The 20,513-nt window shown below is 61.0% G+C and carries 18 protein-coding genes and 1 pseudogene; 11 read left to right on the top strand and 8 right to left on the bottom strand.

Translation table 11 applies throughout. The features are described from left to right. Positions 1-5: 5 nt before the first annotated feature. Both GRX31_RS05915 and GRX31_RS05910 read right to left on the bottom strand, forming a co-directional pair. Positions 6-839 carry a thymidylate synthase gene (locus tag GRX31_RS05915; protein WP_160851874.1) on the bottom strand — a complete coding sequence of 278 codons (834 nt, stop codon included), beginning with the start codon at positions 837-839 and terminating at the stop codon, positions 6-8. Positions 840-1,560: 721 nt separating this feature from the next. Continuing rightward, on the bottom strand, positions 1,561-1,932 hold the full coding sequence (locus GRX31_RS05910) for a helix-turn-helix domain-containing protein (protein WP_160851872.1): 372 nt from the start codon (positions 1,930-1,932) through the stop codon (positions 1,561-1,563). Positions 1,933-1,976: 44 nt separating this feature from the next. On the opposite strand from GRX31_RS05910, the gene GRX31_RS05905 reads away from it, so the two are divergent. Genes GRX31_RS05905 through GRX31_RS05895 form a run of 3 tightly spaced genes read left to right on the top strand, consistent with a single transcriptional unit; the run spans position 1,977 to position 3,849 of the window. Next, entirely contained in the window at positions 1,977-2,531 is a 555-nt protein-coding gene (locus GRX31_RS05905) for a hypothetical protein (RefSeq protein WP_160851870.1), read from the top strand. After that, the gene (locus GRX31_RS05900) at positions 2,525-3,298 is read left to right on the top strand and encodes a hypothetical protein (RefSeq protein ID WP_160851869.1); all 774 of its coding nucleotides are present in this window, start codon (positions 2,525-2,527) and stop codon (positions 3,296-3,298) included. The genes GRX31_RS05905 and GRX31_RS05900 overlap by 7 nt, the downstream gene beginning before the upstream one ends. Continuing rightward, positions 3,295-3,849 carry an HAD domain-containing protein gene (locus tag GRX31_RS05895; protein WP_160851867.1) on the top strand — a complete coding sequence of 185 codons (555 nt, stop codon included), beginning with the start codon at positions 3,295-3,297 and terminating at the stop codon, positions 3,847-3,849. The genes GRX31_RS05900 and GRX31_RS05895 overlap by 4 nt, the downstream gene beginning before the upstream one ends. Before the next feature lie 117 nt (positions 3,850-3,966). Here the strand turns inward: GRX31_RS05895 and GRX31_RS05890 are convergent, their stop codons facing one another. Both GRX31_RS05890 and GRX31_RS05885 read right to left on the bottom strand, forming a co-directional pair. Beyond that, positions 3,967-4,326, bottom strand: a complete 360-nt coding sequence (locus GRX31_RS05890; protein WP_337193866.1) for an H-NS histone family protein — start codon at positions 4,324-4,326, stop codon at positions 3,967-3,969. Between the two features lie 170 nt (positions 4,327-4,496). Further along, positions 4,497-5,081 (bottom strand): TetR/AcrR family transcriptional regulator, encoded by a 585-nt coding sequence (locus GRX31_RS05885; protein WP_160851863.1) that lies wholly within the window; start codon positions 5,079-5,081, stop codon positions 4,497-4,499. A gap of 301 nt (positions 5,082-5,382) precedes the next feature. Here GRX31_RS05885 and GRX31_RS05880 point away from each other — a divergent pair, with 301 nt between their 5' ends. The 3 genes from GRX31_RS05880 to GRX31_RS05870 are packed head-to-tail and all read left to right on the top strand — an operon-like array spanning position 5,383 to position 8,268. Then, positions 5,383-6,381: a hypothetical protein gene (locus GRX31_RS05880; RefSeq protein WP_160851861.1), complete on the top strand. Its 999-nt coding sequence runs from the start codon at positions 5,383-5,385 to the stop codon at positions 6,379-6,381. After that, positions 6,374-7,594: a hypothetical protein gene (locus tag GRX31_RS05875; RefSeq protein ID WP_160851860.1), complete on the top strand. Its 1,221-nt coding sequence runs from the start codon at positions 6,374-6,376 to the stop codon at positions 7,592-7,594. The genes GRX31_RS05880 and GRX31_RS05875 overlap by 8 nt, the downstream gene beginning before the upstream one ends. Beyond that, positions 7,591-8,268 carry a hypothetical protein gene (locus GRX31_RS05870; protein WP_160851858.1) on the top strand — a complete coding sequence of 226 codons (678 nt, stop codon included), beginning with the start codon at positions 7,591-7,593 and terminating at the stop codon, positions 8,266-8,268. Before GRX31_RS05875 ends, GRX31_RS05870 begins: the two co-directional genes overlap by 4 nt. A gap of 498 nt (positions 8,269-8,766) precedes the next feature. Here the strand turns inward: GRX31_RS05870 and GRX31_RS05860 are convergent, their stop codons facing one another. Next, positions 8,767-9,723: an HNH endonuclease gene (locus GRX31_RS05860; RefSeq protein ID WP_160851856.1), complete on the bottom strand. Its 957-nt coding sequence runs from the start codon at positions 9,721-9,723 to the stop codon at positions 8,767-8,769. A gap of 133 nt (positions 9,724-9,856) precedes the next feature. On the opposite strand from GRX31_RS05860, the gene GRX31_RS05855 reads away from it, so the two are divergent. The 5 genes and pseudogenes from GRX31_RS05855 to GRX31_RS05835 all read left to right on the top strand — a co-directional run bounded on the left by GRX31_RS05855 (position 9,857) and on the right by GRX31_RS05835 (position 15,636). Further along, entirely contained in the window at positions 9,857-11,674 is a 1,818-nt protein-coding gene (locus tag GRX31_RS05855) for an ATP-dependent nuclease (protein ID WP_160851854.1), read from the top strand. Continuing rightward, positions 11,671-13,389 (top strand): UvrD-helicase domain-containing protein, encoded by a 1,719-nt coding sequence (locus tag GRX31_RS05850; protein WP_160851853.1) that lies wholly within the window; start codon positions 11,671-11,673, stop codon positions 13,387-13,389. Before GRX31_RS05855 ends, GRX31_RS05850 begins: the two co-directional genes overlap by 4 nt. Before the next feature lie 265 nt (positions 13,390-13,654). Next, positions 13,655-13,936: pseudogene (thyA, locus tag GRX31_RS05845) on the top strand (thymidylate synthase); the annotation flags it as partial. 21 nt (positions 13,937-13,957) lie between these two features. Continuing rightward, entirely contained in the window at positions 13,958-14,458 is a 501-nt protein-coding gene (locus tag GRX31_RS05840) for a dihydrofolate reductase (RefSeq protein WP_016447511.1), read from the top strand. 95 nt (positions 14,459-14,553) lie between these two features. Then, positions 14,554-15,636, top strand: coding sequence for a metallophosphoesterase (locus tag GRX31_RS05835; protein WP_016447512.1), 1,083 nt, complete (start codon positions 14,554-14,556; stop codon positions 15,634-15,636). Positions 15,637-15,832: 196 nt separating this feature from the next. Here GRX31_RS05835 and GRX31_RS05830 read toward each other — a convergent pair whose 3' ends face one another. The 3 genes from GRX31_RS05830 to GRX31_RS05820 form a co-directional block, all read right to left on the bottom strand. After that, a complete protein-coding gene (locus tag GRX31_RS05830; protein ID WP_160851851.1) occupies positions 15,833-18,451 on the bottom strand; it encodes a TonB-dependent siderophore receptor in 2,619 nt (872 codons plus the stop codon). A gap of 271 nt (positions 18,452-18,722) precedes the next feature. Next, the gene (locus tag GRX31_RS05825) at positions 18,723-19,757 is read right to left on the bottom strand and encodes a FecR family protein (RefSeq protein ID WP_160851849.1); all 1,035 of its coding nucleotides are present in this window, start codon (positions 19,755-19,757) and stop codon (positions 18,723-18,725) included. Continuing rightward, complete coding sequence (locus GRX31_RS05820) at positions 19,754-20,374, bottom strand: RNA polymerase sigma factor (RefSeq protein WP_016451324.1); 621 nt, start codon at positions 20,372-20,374, stop codon at positions 19,754-19,756. The genes GRX31_RS05825 and GRX31_RS05820 overlap by 4 nt, the downstream gene beginning before the upstream one ends. Between the last annotated feature and the right edge of the window lie 139 nt (positions 20,375-20,513).

The following is a 20,513-nucleotide window of genomic DNA, read 5'->3' as shown; positions in this document are numbered from 1 at the left end:
GAGGCTCAGACCGCGATGGGAGCCTTAATCCCAGGCTCAGGGTCGTAGCCTTCAATCTGGAAGTCCTCGAAGCGGTAGTCGTAAATGGACTCCGGCTTGCGGATGATGTTCAGTTGAGGCAGCTTCTTTGGCGACCGAGTGAGCTGCAGCTCAATCTGCTCCATGTGGTTGGCATAGGCATGAAGGTCGCCGATGCTGACCACAATCTCGTGTGGAATCAAATCGCACTGCTGAGCCAGCATGTGCGTCAGAAGCGCCAATGAGGCGATGTTGTAGGGTAGTCCCAGGAAGCTGTCCGAGCTTCGGATGTACAGCTGGGAAGATAGCTTGCCGTTGGCCACGTAGAACTGGTACAGAAGGTGGCAAGGAGGCAGGGCCATCAAGCCATTCTCAGCATTCTGAACCGGGCTCTTCGACTCGTCGGGCAGGTACTCGGGGTTCCAACCGTGGAACAAGATTCGCCGGCTGTTGGGGTTGGTCTTGAGCGTGTTGACGACGTAGTCAATCTGGTTGATGGTGCCGCCGCCCTTGGTCGGCCATGCAGTCCATTGCTTTCCGTACACGGGACCGAGCTCCCCATCAGGTGTGGCCCATTCATCCCAGATGGAAACACCGTGCTCGTTGAGCCAGGCGATGTTGGTGTTGCCGCTGAGGAACCAAATCAGCTCGTTTGCGATGCTCTTGAAGTGAAGCTTCTTGGTCGTCAGGAGCGGGAACCCGTTCGCCAAGTTGTGGCGAATCTGTCGACCAAAGACAGAGGTAGTTCCAGTTCCAGTGCGGTCACCCTTGACCTCACCGTTTTGAAGAATGTCTTCAAGCAATTCCAGGTATTGCTTCATGCATGCACCAATCTGAACAAGTTATCGTGTGCTTCGGATGCCTCAGGCGGGGCCGTAGACATGCGAAGTTGAGGCGAGCTAGAAGTAGTCCCTCAAGACCCTCGGGGCGGTGTGATGCCCTGGAGCCAGGAGCGCATTTTGCTGCAGGAGCGCTTGCGCCACGTCCGGAAGGGCCTCAGTCAGATGTGTAGGAAGCACTTTTAGTGCCCCACATGAGCCCTTCGGGCTCAATCGTCTACCGAGCAACGGCGGCCTGGGTAGCAAGCGATATCACACTAGAGGAATACAAAAACGTGCAGTTTGTACTACTCTATTGACATGCCAAAGACCGCGAAAGCCATCGAGCAACTACCTCCTTCCACCATCGCTGTTCTTCAAAAGCTTGGGGCAGACCTTGCGGTTGCCCGGCTCCGCCGCAGAGAGTCTCTGCGCACGTGGGCCCAACGACTTGGGGTTACTGTTGCCACGTTGCGGCGGTTGGAGGCTGGAGACCCAACTGTGAGTATGGGCATACTCGCTACGGGTCTGTGGCTCATATCCCGGGATGGGGCACTCGGTCAGCTTGCTGCCCCTGAACATGACCGCGGTGCTTTGGAGATGGACGTGCGCAAAGCCATAGAGCTTGGCCGTGCCCGGGCACAGGCTTCCGCCGAAGCCCAGTTGACGTTATCGGGACGACGCGCATCTCCACCAAAGCCCTGAAGCACCGCGGTGCCGGCGCTCAAGCGTTTCTCAGGCGTGCTCGGGTTGGAGGATGCTCGGCGTCTCGTGCTTCGATGGCCGCCTCTAGCTTCTTTGGATGCTGCATCAGTTTTTCCGCTTCGGCGAACAGAATCGAGGGAGCAATCTCAAGTGCGCCGCACAAGCGCAGTAGGGTCACCAGATTTGGGCTGGTAGCCCCGTACTCAATCCTTTGCATGGTGAGGCGGCCGGTGCCGGCCTTATAGGCGACCTCCTCTTGGGCTAAGTCCGCCTGCTTTCTTTTCTTGCGCAGGACTAGCCCCAGCGCGACGGACCACCTGGCCTCATGCTCGTTCAGTTCGATTCGCATGGCCGCGAGTGTTGAAGAGATGTCACTTTTAAGGAACTTCATAAAAGATACTTCTTCTTTGTGGCATCAAAAAAGATGCATCATTTATGATGCTTATCATTTATACGCAAAGCGCACTGCCAGCTCATCAACCTGCCCTGGCAGCTTGCTGCGCAGAGCAAGTACCCGACAGCTATATGGACACCTTCATACACACACAACGTCGTGCTCAGGTCCTGCCGCCAACGAGCAAGAAGGAGCGTGGTCGCCAGGCCTGGCGGTTTGCAGAGTTCTCGTCTCGAGTGTTCTTTCTGCTGGAGGCTTGCGTTGACCAGCGGCAGGACATTGAAGTGGTGCAGTACGTGACCACCGATGCGGCAGCGGCATACCAGCTCGAACGCGAGCTCACTGGGTGTCGGTGGTCCCGCGTGCACGTGTTCATGCGGTTTCGAGACCATACGAAACAGGACTTGATGTATGAGGAGCTTGAGGCAGCGTACCGCTCCCGGTCCACGGGCACGCATTGGTACCACCTTGTGTCTGGACACCTGATTGCAGAGTCAGGTGTGACTACGAAACAGCTACAGAATCTGGAGAACGACTTCGAGCTTGTCTACGAGCGGCGTGGTTCTTCTTCACAGTTGCACTCGCTCCCATGCTGAGACTCCAGCTTGTTTCGGACCTGCAGCTTGAACTTCATGAACAGAACGGCCTGCAAGTGCCCTTCACCGTGCTGCCCGGTGTAGACCTGGTCGTGCTGGCCGGCAACGTCGGGGGTTGCATGCGCGGGATGGAATTTGCCCGCGAACTCAAGGTCGAGGTGCTCTACGTGCCCGGGACTCAGGAGCATTCAGGGCTCGAAGTCGACCAGACGACGATGGTGATGAAGTTTGAAGCCATCAACTCGAGGGTCAAGGTACTTCAAAACAATTCCGTGGTCATCGGAGGAGTCCGCTTTTTGGGTACCACGCTCTGGCCGGATTTCGGCACCCCGGTACACCCCGGCAGATTGGCTTTGGCCATGGCGCCCTACGCGGATGTTCGGCACAAGAGCCACACCATCCCGTATGCCGCCCTGCTCTGGCATCACAACTGCGCGGTTGCCTGGTTGGCCAAGAAGCTTGCTCAGCCATTCAAGGGGCCAACGGTTGTGGTGTCTCACCATGCACCCCATCCAAAATCGACGCCTTTGCAGGGACCCATAGACCCCATCGCCCAGCCCAACCAAACCCGGTTGACCGAATTGATGCAGTCCACGACCATCTGGCTGCATGGAGGTGTGAGCGTAGCGTGCGACTACCGTATCGGAGCCACGCGTGTCGCAGCCAATCCCTTCGGAAGTCCAGCTGACCGAGGGTACCCCTACTCCGTTGTAGCAGGCTCCAATGGGTACGACCCTGAGCTCGTTATAGACGTCATGGCGCCATGAGCTCGCGCAAGGCCTATCCGGACGATGGCCAGGAATCAGACTCCGCTGGCGGCCGCTCCGTTCTCTTCTTAGACTTCGACGAAGTCATCGCCTTGGGAACGCCTTACGGTGGGAATCATCTGCTGCTGCGTCCACAGCCGGCAGACCTCCATCGTCACCTATGGCACCCACCTGCTCTGGCAGCCCTGCTCTTAGTCGTTGCAGAAGCCAAGCCAGCCATCGTGCTTACGACGACATGGCTACGATTTCTCGACCTTGCCTCAGCCCGACAGCTGTTCCAACGCACAAATGCGGCGCTTCTGGCAGAGCAACTTCACCCGTTCGGGGAGGCACCGCAGACCGTGGGACAAACGAGACTTCAAGCAATCGATGCTTGGATGGAGGTGCATGGCCAGCCCAAGAGCTATGGAATTCTCGACGATGTCGAGAGTGGAACTGGACTGATTGGCTCAAGGCATGACGCTGCCGGGCGGTTGTTCCTGTGTGAACTCGGGCAAGGCTTCCGACCTGAGCAGGTCCCCTCCGTGTTGAGGGTGTTGGGAGGGCCATAACGCGGCGAATGGCCCACCAGGACCTGTTCTCAGGCACAAGATGACCACGGACGAGGGTATTAGCTCCACTGGTCGTGTCCGCGGGTGGCGCTTACGGGCGCCGCACGCCGCGTGGCTTCAGCGTGAAGCTTGGTTGCGACCCGCAGCTGCAGCCATTTCAGCAAGGTATGGGGCCCGGTCACCGGCTTCGGGTTCTGGCTGAGCAATCAAGAAATCGTCGCGGTTCTTATCGAGAATCCAAGCTGGTGGCTTGCCTCGGCCTGTCCATGTCGCATCGGTCTCTGGATTGCGGTACTTCGCCTCACCCTTGTTTTTCGCCTTGAGGCCTACGAGAGGGAAAACGTGCTGGGATGTGAAGCCAAACTCGTTCACGAGTTGGTGGACACGACGCAGCGCTTCCGTAGATTCCGACTTTCTCGCAACGGCAATTTCAGCATCCAGCGCAGCCTTGGCTGCGAGCAACTCTTTCAAATTCATCGGCATACTCGGTTTGTTGGTGAGCCACCTCAAGGGCCCGATAGCCGATTATCGAGCTTACGGAGGGCTGACGAAGACTTCCTGAGAGCCCAAACTTGCAACCAACACAAGGTGGCAGTGACGCACGACGGAACACACATGCAGCCGAGCAAACGGGGTCTTTGGGAGCTTTACTTTTTCCAACTGGCCATGAGCGTCTCAGCAATCGCGTCGGGGCCCTGGTAACCGCCAAGGCCACGGCCGACAAGCATCGAGCCCTCAAGAGCGCCTAACCACAAGGCGCTCAAGTTCGAAGCAGGCTGTTCAGGCCGCAGCTCGCCAGCGCCCTGCCCCTTCGCAATGACGCGTTCGAGCAAATCGGCGTTGAGCTTAAAGAATTTCCCCACCTCTGCCCGGATGCCCTCGCGCAGAGCGTCGGTCTCCGCGCCCAACATGCCGCATACGCAAAGTCTGCGGTCGTTCTCAAAAGTCTTAGCAAAAAGGCGAGCGTAGGCGCGAAGCCGCTCCGTACTGGAAGTGGATGCGCTTTCAATCTCCTCCAGCTGCATTTGGAAGCGAGGTATGTAGCGCTGAGTCATCACCACGACCAACTCAACCTTGGTCTGGAAGTGATGATGAATGCTGGGCTTTCGAATGCCCACCTTATGCGAGATGTCCTCGTACGAAAAACCGTTGAACCCGACATGCTGCACGAGCTCTTCCGCTGCATCAACGATGCGTTCGGCTGCAGGAGATAACTCGGCGAAATGCTTCATGGTCGACTCACAAAGCCATGTGGCAGAGATGCCTCTGCTGACCGAGACGAGGCGTTAAGTCCGTTAGCGGCTGCCTCCGGACAATCCAAAATCATCAACAAAGAAGCGGTTGCAAGGCCTTCGGCTTGCGAAGTCGTGCTCCCATGCGGTATCGACAAAACCTCACAACTAGGCAGACACCACTTATAAGCGTTGACTCTGGCATATAAGATACATGTTGTATCAATTCTTCAAGACCGGGGTAGCCTGCACATGCCCCCGATACACCGTCTACACAAGCACTTGAGGAGAGGCCTTTACGATGGCTGAGACTGGGAACATTGCAGCAATGGCGGAGACGCTTTCGTCCGACTTGTTTTCTGAGTTTTTTTGGGAACGGGCAGGCCCCATGAACCACAACTGGGATTGCATGAAGCCCGAGGTCCATGAAGTCAAAACTCATCCTTCCGACGTCGTCTTCTACTACGACGAACCGTACACGCAACAGCGTACGTTTTTGCAGTGCGACCTGAAGAGCTACGCCCGCGGCTCCATCGTCCTGCCCAAGCTGAAGGGCGCCCTGGAGAGCTTGGCGAAGCAGGTGGCGTGTGCGGAGGTTAGTGAGGAGTGGCAAAACCTTTACGTTCACAAAGGCCAGACCCCAGCAATCGCGGGACTCTTGTTTGTCTACAACCATGATGGAGAGTACGACAAGGACTTCAGCGACAACCTGAAGGCGCTTCAAACAGCCAACCTGGACATCCCTCGTGGTTCTAAGCTGGTGGTCCTGGGTCCCGAAGACATCTACTGGCTAGACAACGTCCGGTATGAAATTGTCCAGATGCGCGGCCGTCGCAGTGGAAGCCGACTGCCCGACCCACAGCACTGCAAGTACTACTACCCACAGCTCACACGCAAGAAAAACTTGCAAATGGATAAGGCGAAGGCTGCAACGCTTGAGATGCTCACGTCTAAGCTCATCGTGCTGGAGTACCTGAGTCCAGACGCTCCGGGCAAGCGGGGACTTGTGCTCTTCTATCGAGGCAAGGGTGAGTCAAGTGATGAGTTCACGTATCTTTTTGACTACCTTCGTCACTACCAATTGCTTGAAAAGGACGTCAGCGTAGAAATCAAGATGTTCGACGCCTCGGCACATGCCAAACCAATGTTTCAAAAGGCTGTCCAAAGCTACATTGAGGGACTGGCAGAGGGAGCGCAACTCACAAGCTTGGCGCAGCGGGTGGAAGAAATTCAGTTCTCCAGCATCTCCCAGGTACGCACGCGTTTTTCTCAAATTGAGATAGGGATGGACTATGAGTGAACAGCTTGCTCAACTCTATGCTACGGACAAGGACCTACATGACTTGCTCGCTTCTGCAAAGCAACGTCTGACGGAGGCCGTGCTTCGTGAGCTGGCCAGCGAAAGGGGAATCTTCTACTCGCCGCATGACACCCGTGACGACTTGGTTGAGTCGATTTCGATACTTCCACACACCTACCAAGAGGTGACCGAACTCATCAGCCGCCGAGAGACCTCCCGGCGCAATGAGAAGACCACATTCGTTGCCTTGGATGGAGAGATTCCACTCAAGGAAATTCGTGATGTGGTGGCTGAGTACCAAGCAGAGATGGGCAAGGCTGAGAAGGTCGACTCACACTACAGAGGTGCTAACGCGGTAGCGATGAATCTCGAATACGATGAAATTGACTACTCTCGCACTCGGCTGATTCAGCGTACCCGCCAAGACGCAACCTTCACCTTCACTCACGAAGACGGAAAAACCATTGTTCGCTTCCCAGCAACGGAGAAGGCCCAACGCGTTGTTGACAATTTGACCGACCGCGTCGAAAAAAACCGCCGCGCTCCGCTGGTACGCAACGCAATCATGCTGGACCCCGACTTCACCGCCCACGAGCGCACGACGTTCTTCACTCGGCTCATGGCCGAGATGGCGGGCCACAAGCTAAACGGCGTGACCAAACTGAGGATTGCCCCCAGCGAGCCTCAGAGCGACGCGGATGAGCCTGTCGAGCTCGACGAAGACGAACGCGCCGAAGCGGAGCGCAACATGCTTGCTGTGGTCGTTCGCAGCATGGGTATGAGCGGCGAAAATCTCATGGCCGCTCCTGAGTATCAAGCTCTTAAGAAGCGCGGCTTCTTCGTCACAGCAGTGACGTGGAAGGGGCTCCAAACTTCGCCGCCCTACGACAAGAATCACCTTCACGCAGAGTTTCAGGACGGTGAGAAGGGCAAAGATTTCAGGCTGGCCATCAAGGGGGTGTACCGTTCTCAGGAAGGAGGACATACCAAGTCTTCCAGGCCCGTTACCGACTCAGAACGAGAACTTTTGACCAAGCTCATCGAGAGGACCGCTCAGGACGTGCTGGCGGACATGCGCACAACTCGTGCCGCTGCAAAGGCACAGGCGGATGAAGATGCCCTGCCGAAAACTCAAGTGGAAGCCAAGACACCAGCGGAGGTTCAAACCAAATCTCCGAATGTGACACCTCCCAACTTGGCGCCTACAGCATGACACGCTACCGCTGGCTTGAGGCGGACTGGCCAGCCGCCATTAAGGGACTCTCCAAGAGAGTACGCCAGAACAACTTTGGCGCGGAAGGGCAGAGTGGATTTCTACTCGACCGGGTTCGCGATGAATATCTCGAGGCTCGATACATCGAACGCTTCGAATTCCAGGAAACGGTCTCTGACCCGTTTGGCAAGGAAGTCACGCTTGACCGGCTGGAGTATCGACAGACTGCGTTTAGAGCAACATCTACGTGGCCAGGGCTGGAGCTAGTTGACGCCTCAAGGTCCGTGCAGCAGCTGCTTAACGAGTTGGTTGAAGCAAGCGACTTTTCTGTGAGCCTCTCACCCTTGAGCGTCGACGTTCTTACTTGGGCCGACGGTGTTCAACGAGAGTTCGGCGGCCTTTTGACGATTTCGTCTATTCAAGTCGGGGGCCTCAGGCTGGAAGATGGCACGGTAGCTAAGGTCGTACTCAAGGGGGAAAAAGACGTACGTGATGCTTGCCGCAAACTTATCGGCGACAGACGACATGTATTGGAAAAGCTGCAGTTCCGCATCTCCATCGGCTCAACAGCCACCACAGTCCTTCTGGCAAACAACGCCACGGCCAAAGTTGACGGTGGAGACGCCGAAGCTGAGTTGCTGGTAGCTATCCGCAAGGCCATCCCCGGGCCTTGAGCTCCTGACTGTCAGGAGCTTTTCCATTCATCGGCACTGCCCTTTAGCTGGCTGCGACCTACGGCAGTCCGCAAGCGCGTCCTTGCTCCACATCTCGCCTGGGTTCTGCCGTGCGTACGGTCAACTCGACACCATCACCCGCGTCGCGTGCTCTCATGGCATCGTCGACCCACCGCAGGCGAAATGACGTGGTGCCTGTATTGCGGGCGGCGTCCCTCTCACAGCAGCATGCCCAGTTGTGATTGGGCACTGGGTTACCACCCGCCAACACGAAAGACAGCGGACCCAGCGACATGAACTGGACCGCCGGGTTCGCCGGGGCCCTTGCCATATCCCCGTCGGATGCAAGTCCTGAGGAGGCGCCTCGAAGCGGCGACCTTGAAACGGCTGAACTGCTGGGTGCGCGTGTAGCCGCGCTGACACTGCACTTTTCTCGGAATACTGCGTAGTCGATAGGGCAAAGGCCATTCTTTCATGCGGATGGCCTCTTGCCCGGAACTATGGAACCATCAGTTCGTCCGTGAAAGTCTTCGTCACGGCATCTATCGTGATTAGTCGGCCGCGTTGGTCTGGGAGTCGTACCTCGGGTACTTCCACGGCAATCGCGATTTCAAACAATCGCTCATTGAAAAGTCGTACACCAGTGACCACCGTATGCCCAGAAACGAAGCAGACAATGTCATGCTGCGTCGGCCTACCAGGGCGCTTGAACACCGAGCTGTCAAGCGCTTTGAGACCGGCCTTGGACAAGGCATCCGACGACGGAGCTGCATCAATCCAACTGCGGTAAAGAGCACCAGCAGCAGTTCCGATAAAGCCGTCTCCCAGTGCCCACACCGTGGCCAGATATGCAATCTTCGTCAGGCCCTGAGCCGCTTCAGCCAAGTTGTGTTCGAAATGGCCACGTACAGCCGAACCGACGTTTTGAGTGCCGGTGACCTCCAAGCGCCTACCTTTGCGCTGGAGGTCTTTTGATACGCGCTCGACCTCTTTATCTAGGCCTGCCCCGAAGCCCTTTATGACCTGACTCCCGGGGGACGAGCCATCTACAGCGACAGGCTTTCTAAACCGAAAGGACGCAGTGCTGTACGCCCCCGTGATTTCAACAGGTGACCCATCAGCAACGAGCTGACCTTGCACGGTCCAGCTCGCCGGTCCGTTGCGCGTCTCGACGTCTGCTGCCGCAGCCAACATCCCCATCAATGGGGATTTCGTAAGGCGCACATCCACTGTCGCGCCGTACCGTGAGTTGTACTGCTTGCAGGCCGCCAAGCTGAATTTGTCTGGCCCTCCTATGGCATCGGGCACGATATGTTCGCGGCTAGCCTCGATGTTGCCGACCGGCCGGCTCGTGTAGGGACAAATCTGATTTGGATAGCGCATACGGTGGTGGCATGTATTCATCAACAGCAACAACGCCTGTTCAGCACGATAGCGCAGACAGATGCGTCTCATCGTACCGGTAATGCTCACATGTCGAGCGGAGGCGCCAGGATTGGCGGGTCAGCTCGCATCAGAGTGGCTATCCAAAGCAAGTAGATTCCGGTAACTTCCAGTTACCTACCGACTTGAAGCACAGGACGTACCGATGCAGATTGCACGCGTTGAGGTCAAAAACTTCCGAGGCATTGAAACTGGGACGGTCAACCTTAGTGGCCACACTGTGTTCCTCGGGGACAACAACGTGGGCAAGTCCACTTTGCTGGAAGCTGTAGATTTGGTCCTGGGGCCAGAACGTCTGTCTCGTCGACCTGTCATCGATGAGCACGACTTCTATGCAGGTAGGTACTTGGACGAAGCTGGCAATGCTGTGCCGATACACATTGAGGTCGTTGTCAGTGACCTTTCAGAGGAACAACAGCGCCACTTCTATGAGCACATCGAATGGTGGTCTGCTGCAGAACAAAAGCTGCTGGAGGGACCGCCTGCTGAAGGCACTGATGCGGATGGTGTGGCGGCAGCTTTGAGGCTGTTCTTCCAAGGAAGTTATGACGTGGAGGAAGACGATTTCCGCGGTAACACGTTCTTCGCGTCCCCACCACTTCTTGACGGTACTTACTCAACCTTCAAGACAACAGACAAGCGCAAATGCGGGTTTCTCTACCTACGAACACTTCGCACCGGTGCCCGAGCGCTTAGTTTAGAACGCGGCTCTCTCCTGGACGTCATCTTGCGCCTCCAGGACAAGCGGGTGACGATGTGGGAGGACCTCCTTAAAGAGCTTCGAACCCTCCCTGTTGCGGATAAGGAAGAGTTGGGCATCGCGCCATTGCTCAAAGATGTTCAGGATGCAGTTCGACGCTTTGTGCCTTCTGACTGGGCAGAGCAGCCACACATGCGTGTCTCGGACCTCACGCGGGAATCGTTGCGCAAGGACCTGACAGTGTTCATGGGCACGGGGGCGAAGCGGGCCGATGGCTCAACCTACTCTGCCCCCTACCAACACCAGGGCACCGGCACCATCAATACCTTGGTACTGGCGCTTCTCTCCATCATCGCCGGCCTCAAGCAGAACGTCATCTTTGCGATGGAGGAGCCCGAGATTGCGCTCCCACCCCATACGCAGAAACGCATCGTCAACAGCGTACGAGGCACATCGGCACAAGCGCTCTTCACGTCGCACTCCCCCTACGTCCTGGAAGAATTCAAACCGTCCGAGTTGCAGGTTCTGCGGCGAACTCAGGGGAAGCTGTCAGCCGTGCCTGCGAGCTATCCACCCTCAATCAAGCCGAAGACCTACAAGGCAAATTTTCGTGCACGGTTCTGTGAGGCCTTGCTTGCGCGCTACGTGCTCATAGTAGAAGGACGAACAGAGTTCGATGCTGTACCTGCGGCGGCGCGCCGACTAAACGAGCTCAACCCCGTTATGTACAAGACGCTTGAGGCGCTGGGAGTCGCTGTCATTGACGCGGGGTCTGACGCACAGGTGGCTCCGCTGGGTCAGTTTTTCCGGGGGCTTGGCAAGACCGTTTTCGCCGTGTTCGATAAACAAGCTCCCGCAGCATCCTTGGCCATCAAGCAAGCTGTGGACTACCCGTTTGAGTCGGCCGAAAAGGGGTTTGAAAACGTGGTGCTGCTGCAGACGGGAGAAACTGCGCTTCGCAGGTACGCCCTAAGTGTTGTCAACGAGGGCAGTTGGCCGCAGCACTTGGAGGCGCGAAAGCCAACGGCCGCAAGCACCATCAATCAAGTGCGGGAAGTGCTGTGGGATTTCTTTTCTTGGGCAAAGGGCTCCGGGGACGCGGGCGACCTCTTGGGAAACTGCCTCGAAGCGGAAATGCCAGAATACCTGAAAGCGGCGCTCCACAAAATCCATGTCGTTGTCGAGCCTCCCCAGCTGCCACCCTTACCCCCAATTCCCCGCCTGCAGCCGGCTCCTCCAGTCGAGGATGATGACGAGCTATGACTGCGATGGAGTGGACAAACACCAAACAGGCCTTCTTGGCCAGCACTGGGAACGTCCTTGCCATGGGAGGTCCCGGCTCAGGTAAGACGCATGTAGCCCTTGTAAAAGCCAGAGACGAGATTCGTTCGGGCGCTCTGCAGCCGGGTCAGCGCATCCTGTTTCTAAGCTTCGCGCGCCCCACCGTGGCGCGTATCGTCGAGAAAGCCAAAGAACTTATAAGCGCAGCCGACTTCAAGCTGTTGGAGGTCAACACCTATCACGGGTTCGCGTGGGACGTTCTTCGCAGCCACGGCTACTTGCTCAACGATGGCAAGCGCCTGAAATTACTGCCACCTCCGGAAGGTGCGGCCCGACTCGCGCACATTGCGAAAGAGGAACATCACGCAGAAAAGCTACGGCTGTTTCATGAAGAAGGCCTGCTCCACTTCGACCTATTTGCACAGTTGACCGCTCAGCTTTTTTCTCGAAGCCAGAGGCTGACAGGCGTTTACGCCTCTACCTACCCTCTACTTGTCGTTGATGAGTTCCAAGACACCAACGCCGACGAATGGGCGATGGTCCGGGAGCTTGCTTCTAGATGCCGCGTCATCGCGCTAGCAGACCCTGACCAGCGCATCTACGAATTCCGGGGAGCCGACCCAAATCGGCTCAAAGAATTCTCAGACCAGTTTGCCCCTCAGGTCGTGGAATTTCAGGGCGAAAACCACCGTAGCCCAGGCACCGACATTGCGACTTTCGGGGCAGACCTTCTGACTGGCAAGAACCGTGGAGCCCTCTACAACAACGTAAGCGTCGTGGAGTACGGGTTCTTGCCTGGTAGAAGTGCCCACTTTCAGATGAAGGCACAGCTGATTCAGTCAATCAGACGGCTCAAAAAATCTGAGAACTGGTCGGTTGCTGTATTGGTGCCATCTAAAGCGCTCATGCTGCAGGTCTCCGACTACCTCTCGGGGGAAAAGGACGGGTTTCCCACCCTCTACCATGATGTCGCGATGGATGCCGAGTCGCCAGCACTTGCAGCAGACGTCATCGCCACCGTTCTTGAAGGTGGTCACCCCGATGCCCTCAAGGTCCACCTTATCAACGCTATACACACCCACATCCGGGGTCGCAACGGTAGTAAGGGGCCGGCTCAGGCTGAACTGGGTTTGGCAGACGCGATGATTGGGTATCTGGGCTCGGGGAAGATTAGGGGGAAAAATCGAGAGGCGTTAGTTGCCGACTGCGGGAGGATTGCAGAGCATCGACAGGGTCTTGCCTTCAGTGGTGGTCCCGAGGAAGACTGGCGCACCGTCAGAGAGCTGTTTGCCCAATCAAAGGTTGAGCAACTCTCACGCATCGCAGCCGATGCGAAGTATCTCCGGCTGCTTCACAAAGGCTCGGCGCTGCGCGCCTCTCTAGCTGATGTGTGGAGGCGACAGGGCAAGTATGTCGGCGCGGTCGAGGCTGTGAGGAACGCTCTTGTACAAGAGCACTTCACAGCTGCCTTGAAAGAGTGGCGAGGCATACACCTGATGACCATCCACAAAGCGAAGGGTAAGGAGTTCGACGAAGTCCTCATCTACGAAGGGCTGTACACCGGACGCATCGTCCCCACCGGCGCAGACGAGGCGAGAACCGGTCAAGCCAGACTTGCCCTCCGCGTGGCAGTTACTCGGGCGATGAAGAGGGCTACCATCCTGTCCCCGCGCAACGAACCCTGCATTTTTCTCTAGTCTTACCTCCACTGGAGCAGAGGCCCACCCAGAGCACCTTCGAGGTGAGCCCAGAAGAGCCGCATCAAACACCGTAAAGCCGCAGTTCTGAAGACAGCTTGTATTGATAAGAGACAATCGAGGCACCGGCCCCTTGTTGGGCGCTTGCAACATCACGTACGCCAACTTGCGCTGCCAAGTTAAGGCTGGACAAATGCTCAATACAGAATCGGCTACCGCACCCCTTAAATCGATGAATTGGACAGAATTTGGCCGGCGAACGGGTTTGGGCGTTCCCTTCAACATCGCCAGCTACGCGCTGCTGACCCACATGCTGGCCCAGCAATGCGACCTGGAGGTGGGCGACTTCGTCTGGACCGGTGGCGACTGCCACATCTACAACAACCACTTCACCCAGGTCGAGACCCAGCTGGCGCGCCAGCCCTTCGCCTACCCGACGCTGCAGATCAAGCGCCGGCCCGACTCCATCTTCGGCTACGAGTACGAGGACTTCGAGGTCGTCGGCTACCAGCACCACGAGCCCATCAAGGCCCCCGTGGCCGTCTGAGGCAGCAGAAAGACCCGCCCGATGGCCATCCATCTCATCTACGCACGCGCCGCCAACGGCGTCATCGGCAAGGACAATGCCATGCCCTGGCACCTGCCCGAGGACCTGGCGCACTTCAAGCAATTGACCCAGGGCTCGGCCGTGGTCATGGGCCGCAAGACCTGGGACTCGCTGCCGGCCCGCTTCAGGCCGCTGCCCGGGCGCACCAACATCGTGGTCACGCGCCAGGCGGACTGGGCGCCCGAGCCGGCCGCCCCCGGCGTGCTGCATGCCACCAGCCTGGAGCAGGCCCTGGCGCTGGGCCGCCAGGCATCCGCCGACGTGTGGGTCATGGGCGGTGCCCAGATCTACGCCCAGGCCCTGCCGCTGGCCGACAGCATCGAGGTGACTGAAATCGAACGCGACTACGAAGGCGACGCCTTCGCGCCCACGCCGGGCCCCGAGTGGCAGGAAGTCTCGCGCAGCCGCCATGTGGCAGCCAATGGCCTGCCCTACAGCTTTGTGCGCCTGCAACGGCGCTGACCCGGTCCTGTCGCAAACGGGGCTGGCGGGCACGGCGGGTCTGTGCAAATAATGTCGGTTTTCCAAGCCTGCGCCGTCTTTTGCATCTTTCCGCCATGAGCCTCGTCCAGCCCCTGCCCCCCGGTCCGCTCGACATCGTCGGCGACATCCATGGCGAAGCCGAAGCGCTGGAGCATCTGCTGGGGCACCTGGGCTACGACGCGCTGGGCCGCCATCCCCAGGGTCGGCGCCTGGTCTTCGTCGGCGACTTCTGCGACCGGGGTCCCGACAGCCCGGGCGTGCTGGCCCGCGTGGTGCCCATGCTGGAGTCGGGCCATGCGCTGGCCGTGCTCGGCAACCACGAAATCAACCTGCTGCGCGAGGATGCCAAGGACGGCTCCGGCTGGTTCTTCGACAGCCGTGTGGCCTCCGACACACCCAAGTACGCCCCGTTCGCACGCATGCCGCTGTGCGATATCCCCGACACCCTGGCCTTGCTGGAGCGGCTGCCCATCGCCATGGAGCGCGAGGACCTGCGCGTGGTCCACGCGGCCTGGCGCCCGCAGCAGATCGCCATGGCGCGCGAGCTGCCGCCAGGCAGCGCGCGCAGCGCCTATGACCACTTCGAGGCCGTGGCCGCCCAGCAGGCCCAGGTCAACAAGGTGGCCGAGCGCATGCGCGCCGAGCGCCGGCAATGGCCGCACGACCTGGAAGACCGCAACTGGCTGCCGCCCTTCCTGCCCGCACACAGCGAAAGCGAACTGGCCAAGGCCATGGTCAATCCGCTGAAGGTGCTGACCTCGGGCGTGGAGCGCGAATGCCGCAATCCCTTCTACGCGGGCGGCAAGTGGCGCTTCGTCGAGCGCGTGGCCTGGTGGAACGAATATGAGGATGCCCAGGCTGTGGTCGTGGGCCACTACTGGCGGCGCCTGAACCGGGGCGGCCCGTCCTTCCACGGCGCCCAGGCCGAGAACCTGTTCGGCCAGACGGGCCCACTGTCCTGGCACGGCCGGCGCGGCAATGTGTTTTGCGTGGACTACTCGGTCGGCGGCCGCTGGAATGCCCGCCTGGCGGGCGAGGACCCGCAGCAGCGCTTCAAGCTTGCCGCCATGCGCTGGCCTGAGCGCCGCCTGGTGTTCGACGACGGTGCCCAGGCGGACAGCGAGGAGTTCGGCGTTGCGGCGGCCGCTGCCGCATAGCACGCGCCAGATACGCGGCGCTTAGCGTCAGCAGCAGCGAGCGCGGTGCGCCGTAGCAGTTGTTGCCCGACACCGTGTTGAACGAAGGCGCGTAGCAGCGCTTGTCCAGCAGGTTGCTGGCGTTGGGCGCCACGCCCAGAGGGTGTCCGCCCCCCTCCGAAGAGAGGGGGAAGCGGCGCAGCCGCTCAGGAGTGCCTCAGAACGTTCCGCGCAGCGTCAGCATCACATTGCGAGGCTCGCCATACCAGTTGTTGCCGCCGCTGGTGCCCACTGTGCGGTAGTAGACCTTGTCGAACAGGTTGTTCAGGTTGAGCACGGCCTGCCAGTTGCGGTTGATGCGGTACTGCACGCTGGCATTCCACACGGCATAGCCGCCCTGGCTGAACTTGAAGGGCACGGCCGCGCCGTCGAACTTGCCCGTGTCAGGATTGAAGGCATTGGCCGAGCCGCTGACGAAATGCGCGCTCTGGATATTGGCGCCGCCGCCAATCGTCCATTGCGACAGCTCGCCGGGCAGGCGGTAGGTGCTCCACAGCTTGAACAGATGCTTGGGCGTGACGGAGTGGTAGATGCCTTCGATGCCCGGCGTCTTGTTGTGGTTGCGGTTGAAGGTGTAGCCGGCAAACAGCTGCCAGCCGCGCGCCAGCTCGCCCGAGATCTCGCCTTCCACGCCCTGGCTGACCACCTTGCCCTTGCTCAGCCAGCAGCAGTTCAGGCCCGCGTCGCCGATGTCGGTGTTGGGGTAGGAGGGATCGGCCACGGCCTCGCCATTGCGCTCTATGCGGTACAGGGCCATGGAGGCCATCAGCCGGCCCTCGTTGAACTCGCCCTTGGCGCCCAGCTCGAAATTGCGGCCCTTGATGGGGTCCAGCGGCGTGCCGGGAAAGGGCCCGCCCAGCTTGTCGGCCTGGGACTTGTGGATCTCGGCGACGCTGCCGTAGGCAGTCCAGCGGTCGTCGATGTCGTAGACCAGGCCACCGTAGGGCGTGAAGATGCCGCTCTCGCCATAGGACGACACGATGCGGCTGGTGAGATTGCCGGCCCGGTCGAAGCGCAGCCAGGGCGTCTGCGTGTCGTAGCTGGCGCGGCGCGCGCCGACGATGGCGGTCAGGCGGTCCGTCAGGCTCAGGTTGAGCCGGCCGTACAGTCCTTTCTGCGTGGCGCCATAGCCCGCGAAGCTGCGCGTCTTCCAGACGAAGCTGGGCAGGGGAATGGCGCCCGGGTCGAAGCCGAACACACTGATTCCCCCCGCCGGCGTATCCACCTCGGAGAGAAAGGTGTCCTGCGTGTCGCGGATCTTGACCCAGTCCGCGCCCAAAAGCAGCCGGTGCCTGCGCCCCAGCAGGGAGAACGTTCCGCTGACGTTGGCATCCAGCGCCTTCTTGGTGGAATAGAAATCGTTGGAGAACCCGCTGAGCGCCGCGCCCAGGCCGGTCGAGGGGTCCACCGCCCCGGACATGTCCGCCAGACGGCTGTCGCTGTCGACCTTGACGTAGTTGGCATGGGCACGGACGCGCCAGTCGCCTTGCAGCCGTTGCTCCAGCTGCGCAAACAGTTCCTTGTTGGTTCTGTCGTAGTGGCCCCAGCCGGCCATCAGCGCCGTGCTGCGCGGCAGGTGCAGATCGTCGCCATTGGCCGCGCGCGGCAGGCCGCTGCGCCAGGGCAGGCTGGCCGACTTGTCGTAGCTGCCGCCCAGGGTCAGCTTGGTCGCAGGCGTCAGATCGGCTTCCACGATGCCGTAGAGCAAGGTGTTGCGCGCATCGGCGTAGTCATAGAAGAACTCGCGGTCGCTGTGCGCCAGCACGGCGCGGCCGCGCACCCGGCCATCGGCGGCCAGGGGGCCCGCCACATCGACTTCGGCCCGGCGCTGGTTCCAGCTGCCCACCGAGGCCGAGGCCAGCACCTGCGGCTGTACCGTGGGGCGCTTTCTCACCAGGTTGATGGAGCCGCCGGGCTCGCCATTGCCGCTGTACAGGCCGTCCGCGCCGCGGATCACCTGCACGCTGTCGTACATGGCCATGTTGGGGTCGAAGGTGCCCTGGCTGAAGGCGTCCACCGCCGCTCCGTCGATCTGGACATTGCTGATCTGGAAGCCCCGCGCGTAAAAGCTGTTGGCCGTGCCGCCCAGGCCACCCGAGCCCGCGTAGTCCACCGTCACGCCCGTGGTCTGCTGCATCACGTCGCCCACGGAGACCAGGCCCTGGTCCTCGATGCGCTGGCGCGTGACCACGGAGATGGACTGCGGCGTCTCGCGCACGCTCTGCCCCTTGCCCAGCGACACGCGCGAGGCCGCATAGGAGCCCGAACCCTCCGTGGTATCGCCAGCGTGCGCCTGGGCCGTGACCAGCACCGTGCCCAGCGCAGCATCGGCTGCCGGCGACGGCTCCCTGGCCGGTGCCTTCAGCGTGTAGGCGCCCGGTACGGCATCGATCACGGTCACGCCCGTGCCGGCCAGCAGCCGGTCCAGCGCCTGGCGCGGCGTGAAGCGGCCCTGCAAGGCCGGCGAAGTGCGGCCTGCAACGATCTGCGGATCGAACAGCACCTGGTGCTGGGCCTGCTGCGTGAACTGGCGCAGCGCGCCGGCCAGCGGCTGGGGCGCAATGCTGAAGGCCAGCTCCCCTGCCTGGCCCGCCTGCCCCGCCTGCACGGACGATGGCTGCTGCGCCTGCACCGCCGGCTGCGCCAGCGCAACCAGGGCTGCGGCCACCAGCGAAGGCATCCTTGCCCGCCGCCATGGCCTGCCCCTGTGCTGAAACTCTCCTCCCCAAATGCCCGCGCCCATGGCGGCGCTGCCGTGTTCTTTTCCTGCTTGCATCCCTGCTCCTGCTGCACTGTGTCCATTGCCCGCTGTCGCGGTGTGCGCGGTGGGTGGCAGGCAGACAGTTGAGCGTCCACCCGCCACGCGCGTGCGCGGCCGTCGCGGTTGTTGGCTGAGCTGTGCACTGGGCAGCGGCCTGGCTGGCAACCATGGAGGCGCGAGAAAACCCGGCCTCCATGAAGGTAAAACCCGCTACCGCGCCAAAGTGGGAACGTGGCCGAACCGAGAAAGCGAGTTGTTTACATTAATTTACAAATAGCCAAGATACTCAGTTCGCCGAGATCCGCCAGCCGCCTTGCGCATCGCCCTGCACACGCACCGGCAACAAGTGCGGCAGCGAGCGCAGAAACACCTCGGGCTTGCCGGTCAGCGCCACGCCGGACACGGACAGCGCGGCCAGCCGCGCATCGCCGTCCACGCGCACGGGCCGGCCCAGGTAGCGGGCCAGATCGGCTGCCACCTGGGTCAGCGGCGCCTGCTGGAACACCAGCTGGCCGCTGCGCCAGTCACCCACGGTGTCCGCGCCCGCGGCCAGCGGCTGCCGTGTGCCGTCGCGGGCATCGACGGACATGCCTGCGCCCGCGCCCAGCAGCAGGCGCCGGTCGTCCGCCGCATGGCGATCGGGGCGCAGCTCCACCTTGCCCTCCAGCACCTTGACCACCAGCGCTGGCGGCCCGGCGCGCACATTGAAGGCCGTGCCCACCACGCGGATCTGGCTGGCGCCGCTGTCCACGGTGAAGGGCCGCGACCGGTCGGCGGCGACCTGGAAGAAGGCCTCGCCCTGGTCCAGCACCGTCTCGCGGCGGCGCGGGTAGTAGCGCACCTGCAGCCTGGAGGAAAAATTCAGCGTGACCCGCGTGCCATCGGGCAGTTCGGCCTCGCGCACCTCGCCGGGGCCGGTGGCCATCTCGATCACATGGCTTGCGTGGTTGTCCCAGGCATACCAGCCGCCGCCCAGGGCCAGCGTCGTGACCAGAGCCACCGACAGCAACGCAGGCATCAGGCCGCGGCGTGTGCGCTGACGTGCCGGCGCGGGCAAGTGGGCCTGTGTCTGCGCACGCGGCCCGCTCGCCCTGGCTTGCGGCGCAGCAGCCGCGTCGCAGGCCAGCGCCGGCCTGGGCAACTGCTGCAGGTCCAGCACCGTGCGCCCCAGGCTCTCGAAGATGCTGCGGTGCTGCGGGTCGGCGGCCAGCCAGGCGTCGAGTTCGCGCTCGTCGGCGCCGGTCCAGTCGGCTTCACGGCGGCGGGCGAAGTAGTCGGCGGCGCGGGCATGCAATTGCAGGCGTTGCGGGGTCAGCGTCATTCCCGGCCCTCCCCGTCCGTCGCGGCCTGCGCCAGCAGGCCCTGCATCAGGCGCATGTCTTCGGCGCTGCCGTACTGCACGCGCAGTTCGCAATAGGCCATGGCCAGCGTCACATGGTTGTGCACCATGCGGCGCGAAATGCCCATGCGCTGCGCCACCTCGGTCTGCGTGAGCCCGTCGATGCTGTGCAGCACGAAGGCCTCGCGGCGACGCTCGGGCAGCTCGGCCATGGCCTGCTCCAGCCGGCACAGGCGCTCGCGGTGGTGCGCCGCCTGCAGGGGGTCCGAGCCTTCGCCGGCCGGCAGTTGCTGCGCCAGCTCCATGTGTTCATCCAGCGAGACCGATTCGCGCCCCGGCGCGCCCTCCGAGCGGCGCCAGGCATCGTGCGATACATGGCGGGCGATCACGCGCAGATAGGGCTCCTGCTCCTCGGGCGGCAGGGCCTTGCCCGAGGCCGCATAGCGCACGAAGACCTCCTGCACCGCATCCTCGGCATCCTCGCGGTTGCGCATCTGCCGGCCCAGCAGGCGGCGCAGAGGCTGGTGCCAGCGCGCATACACGCGGGCCAGCAGCGAGGGGGCGGCATCATCGTCCGCGCCTGGCACGCGCGCGCTCACGGGCAGGCTCCCGGCACAGCGGTCAGGACGCAGGCAGGCACGCCAGCATGGGAAACGGACAGGACGAAGAAGAACGGCACGGGCGGCGATTGTACTGAGAATGGTTCTCATCAACACCCTTGCGGCCGACACGCGCCAT

Origin of the sequence: Delftia sp. CH05, assembly GCF_009827015.1 — a bacterium.
Classification (GTDB): Bacteria; Pseudomonadota; Gammaproteobacteria; order Burkholderiales; family Burkholderiaceae_C; genus Comamonas; species Comamonas tsuruhatensis.
This window is presented reverse-complemented; position numbering and strand designations above follow the sequence as displayed.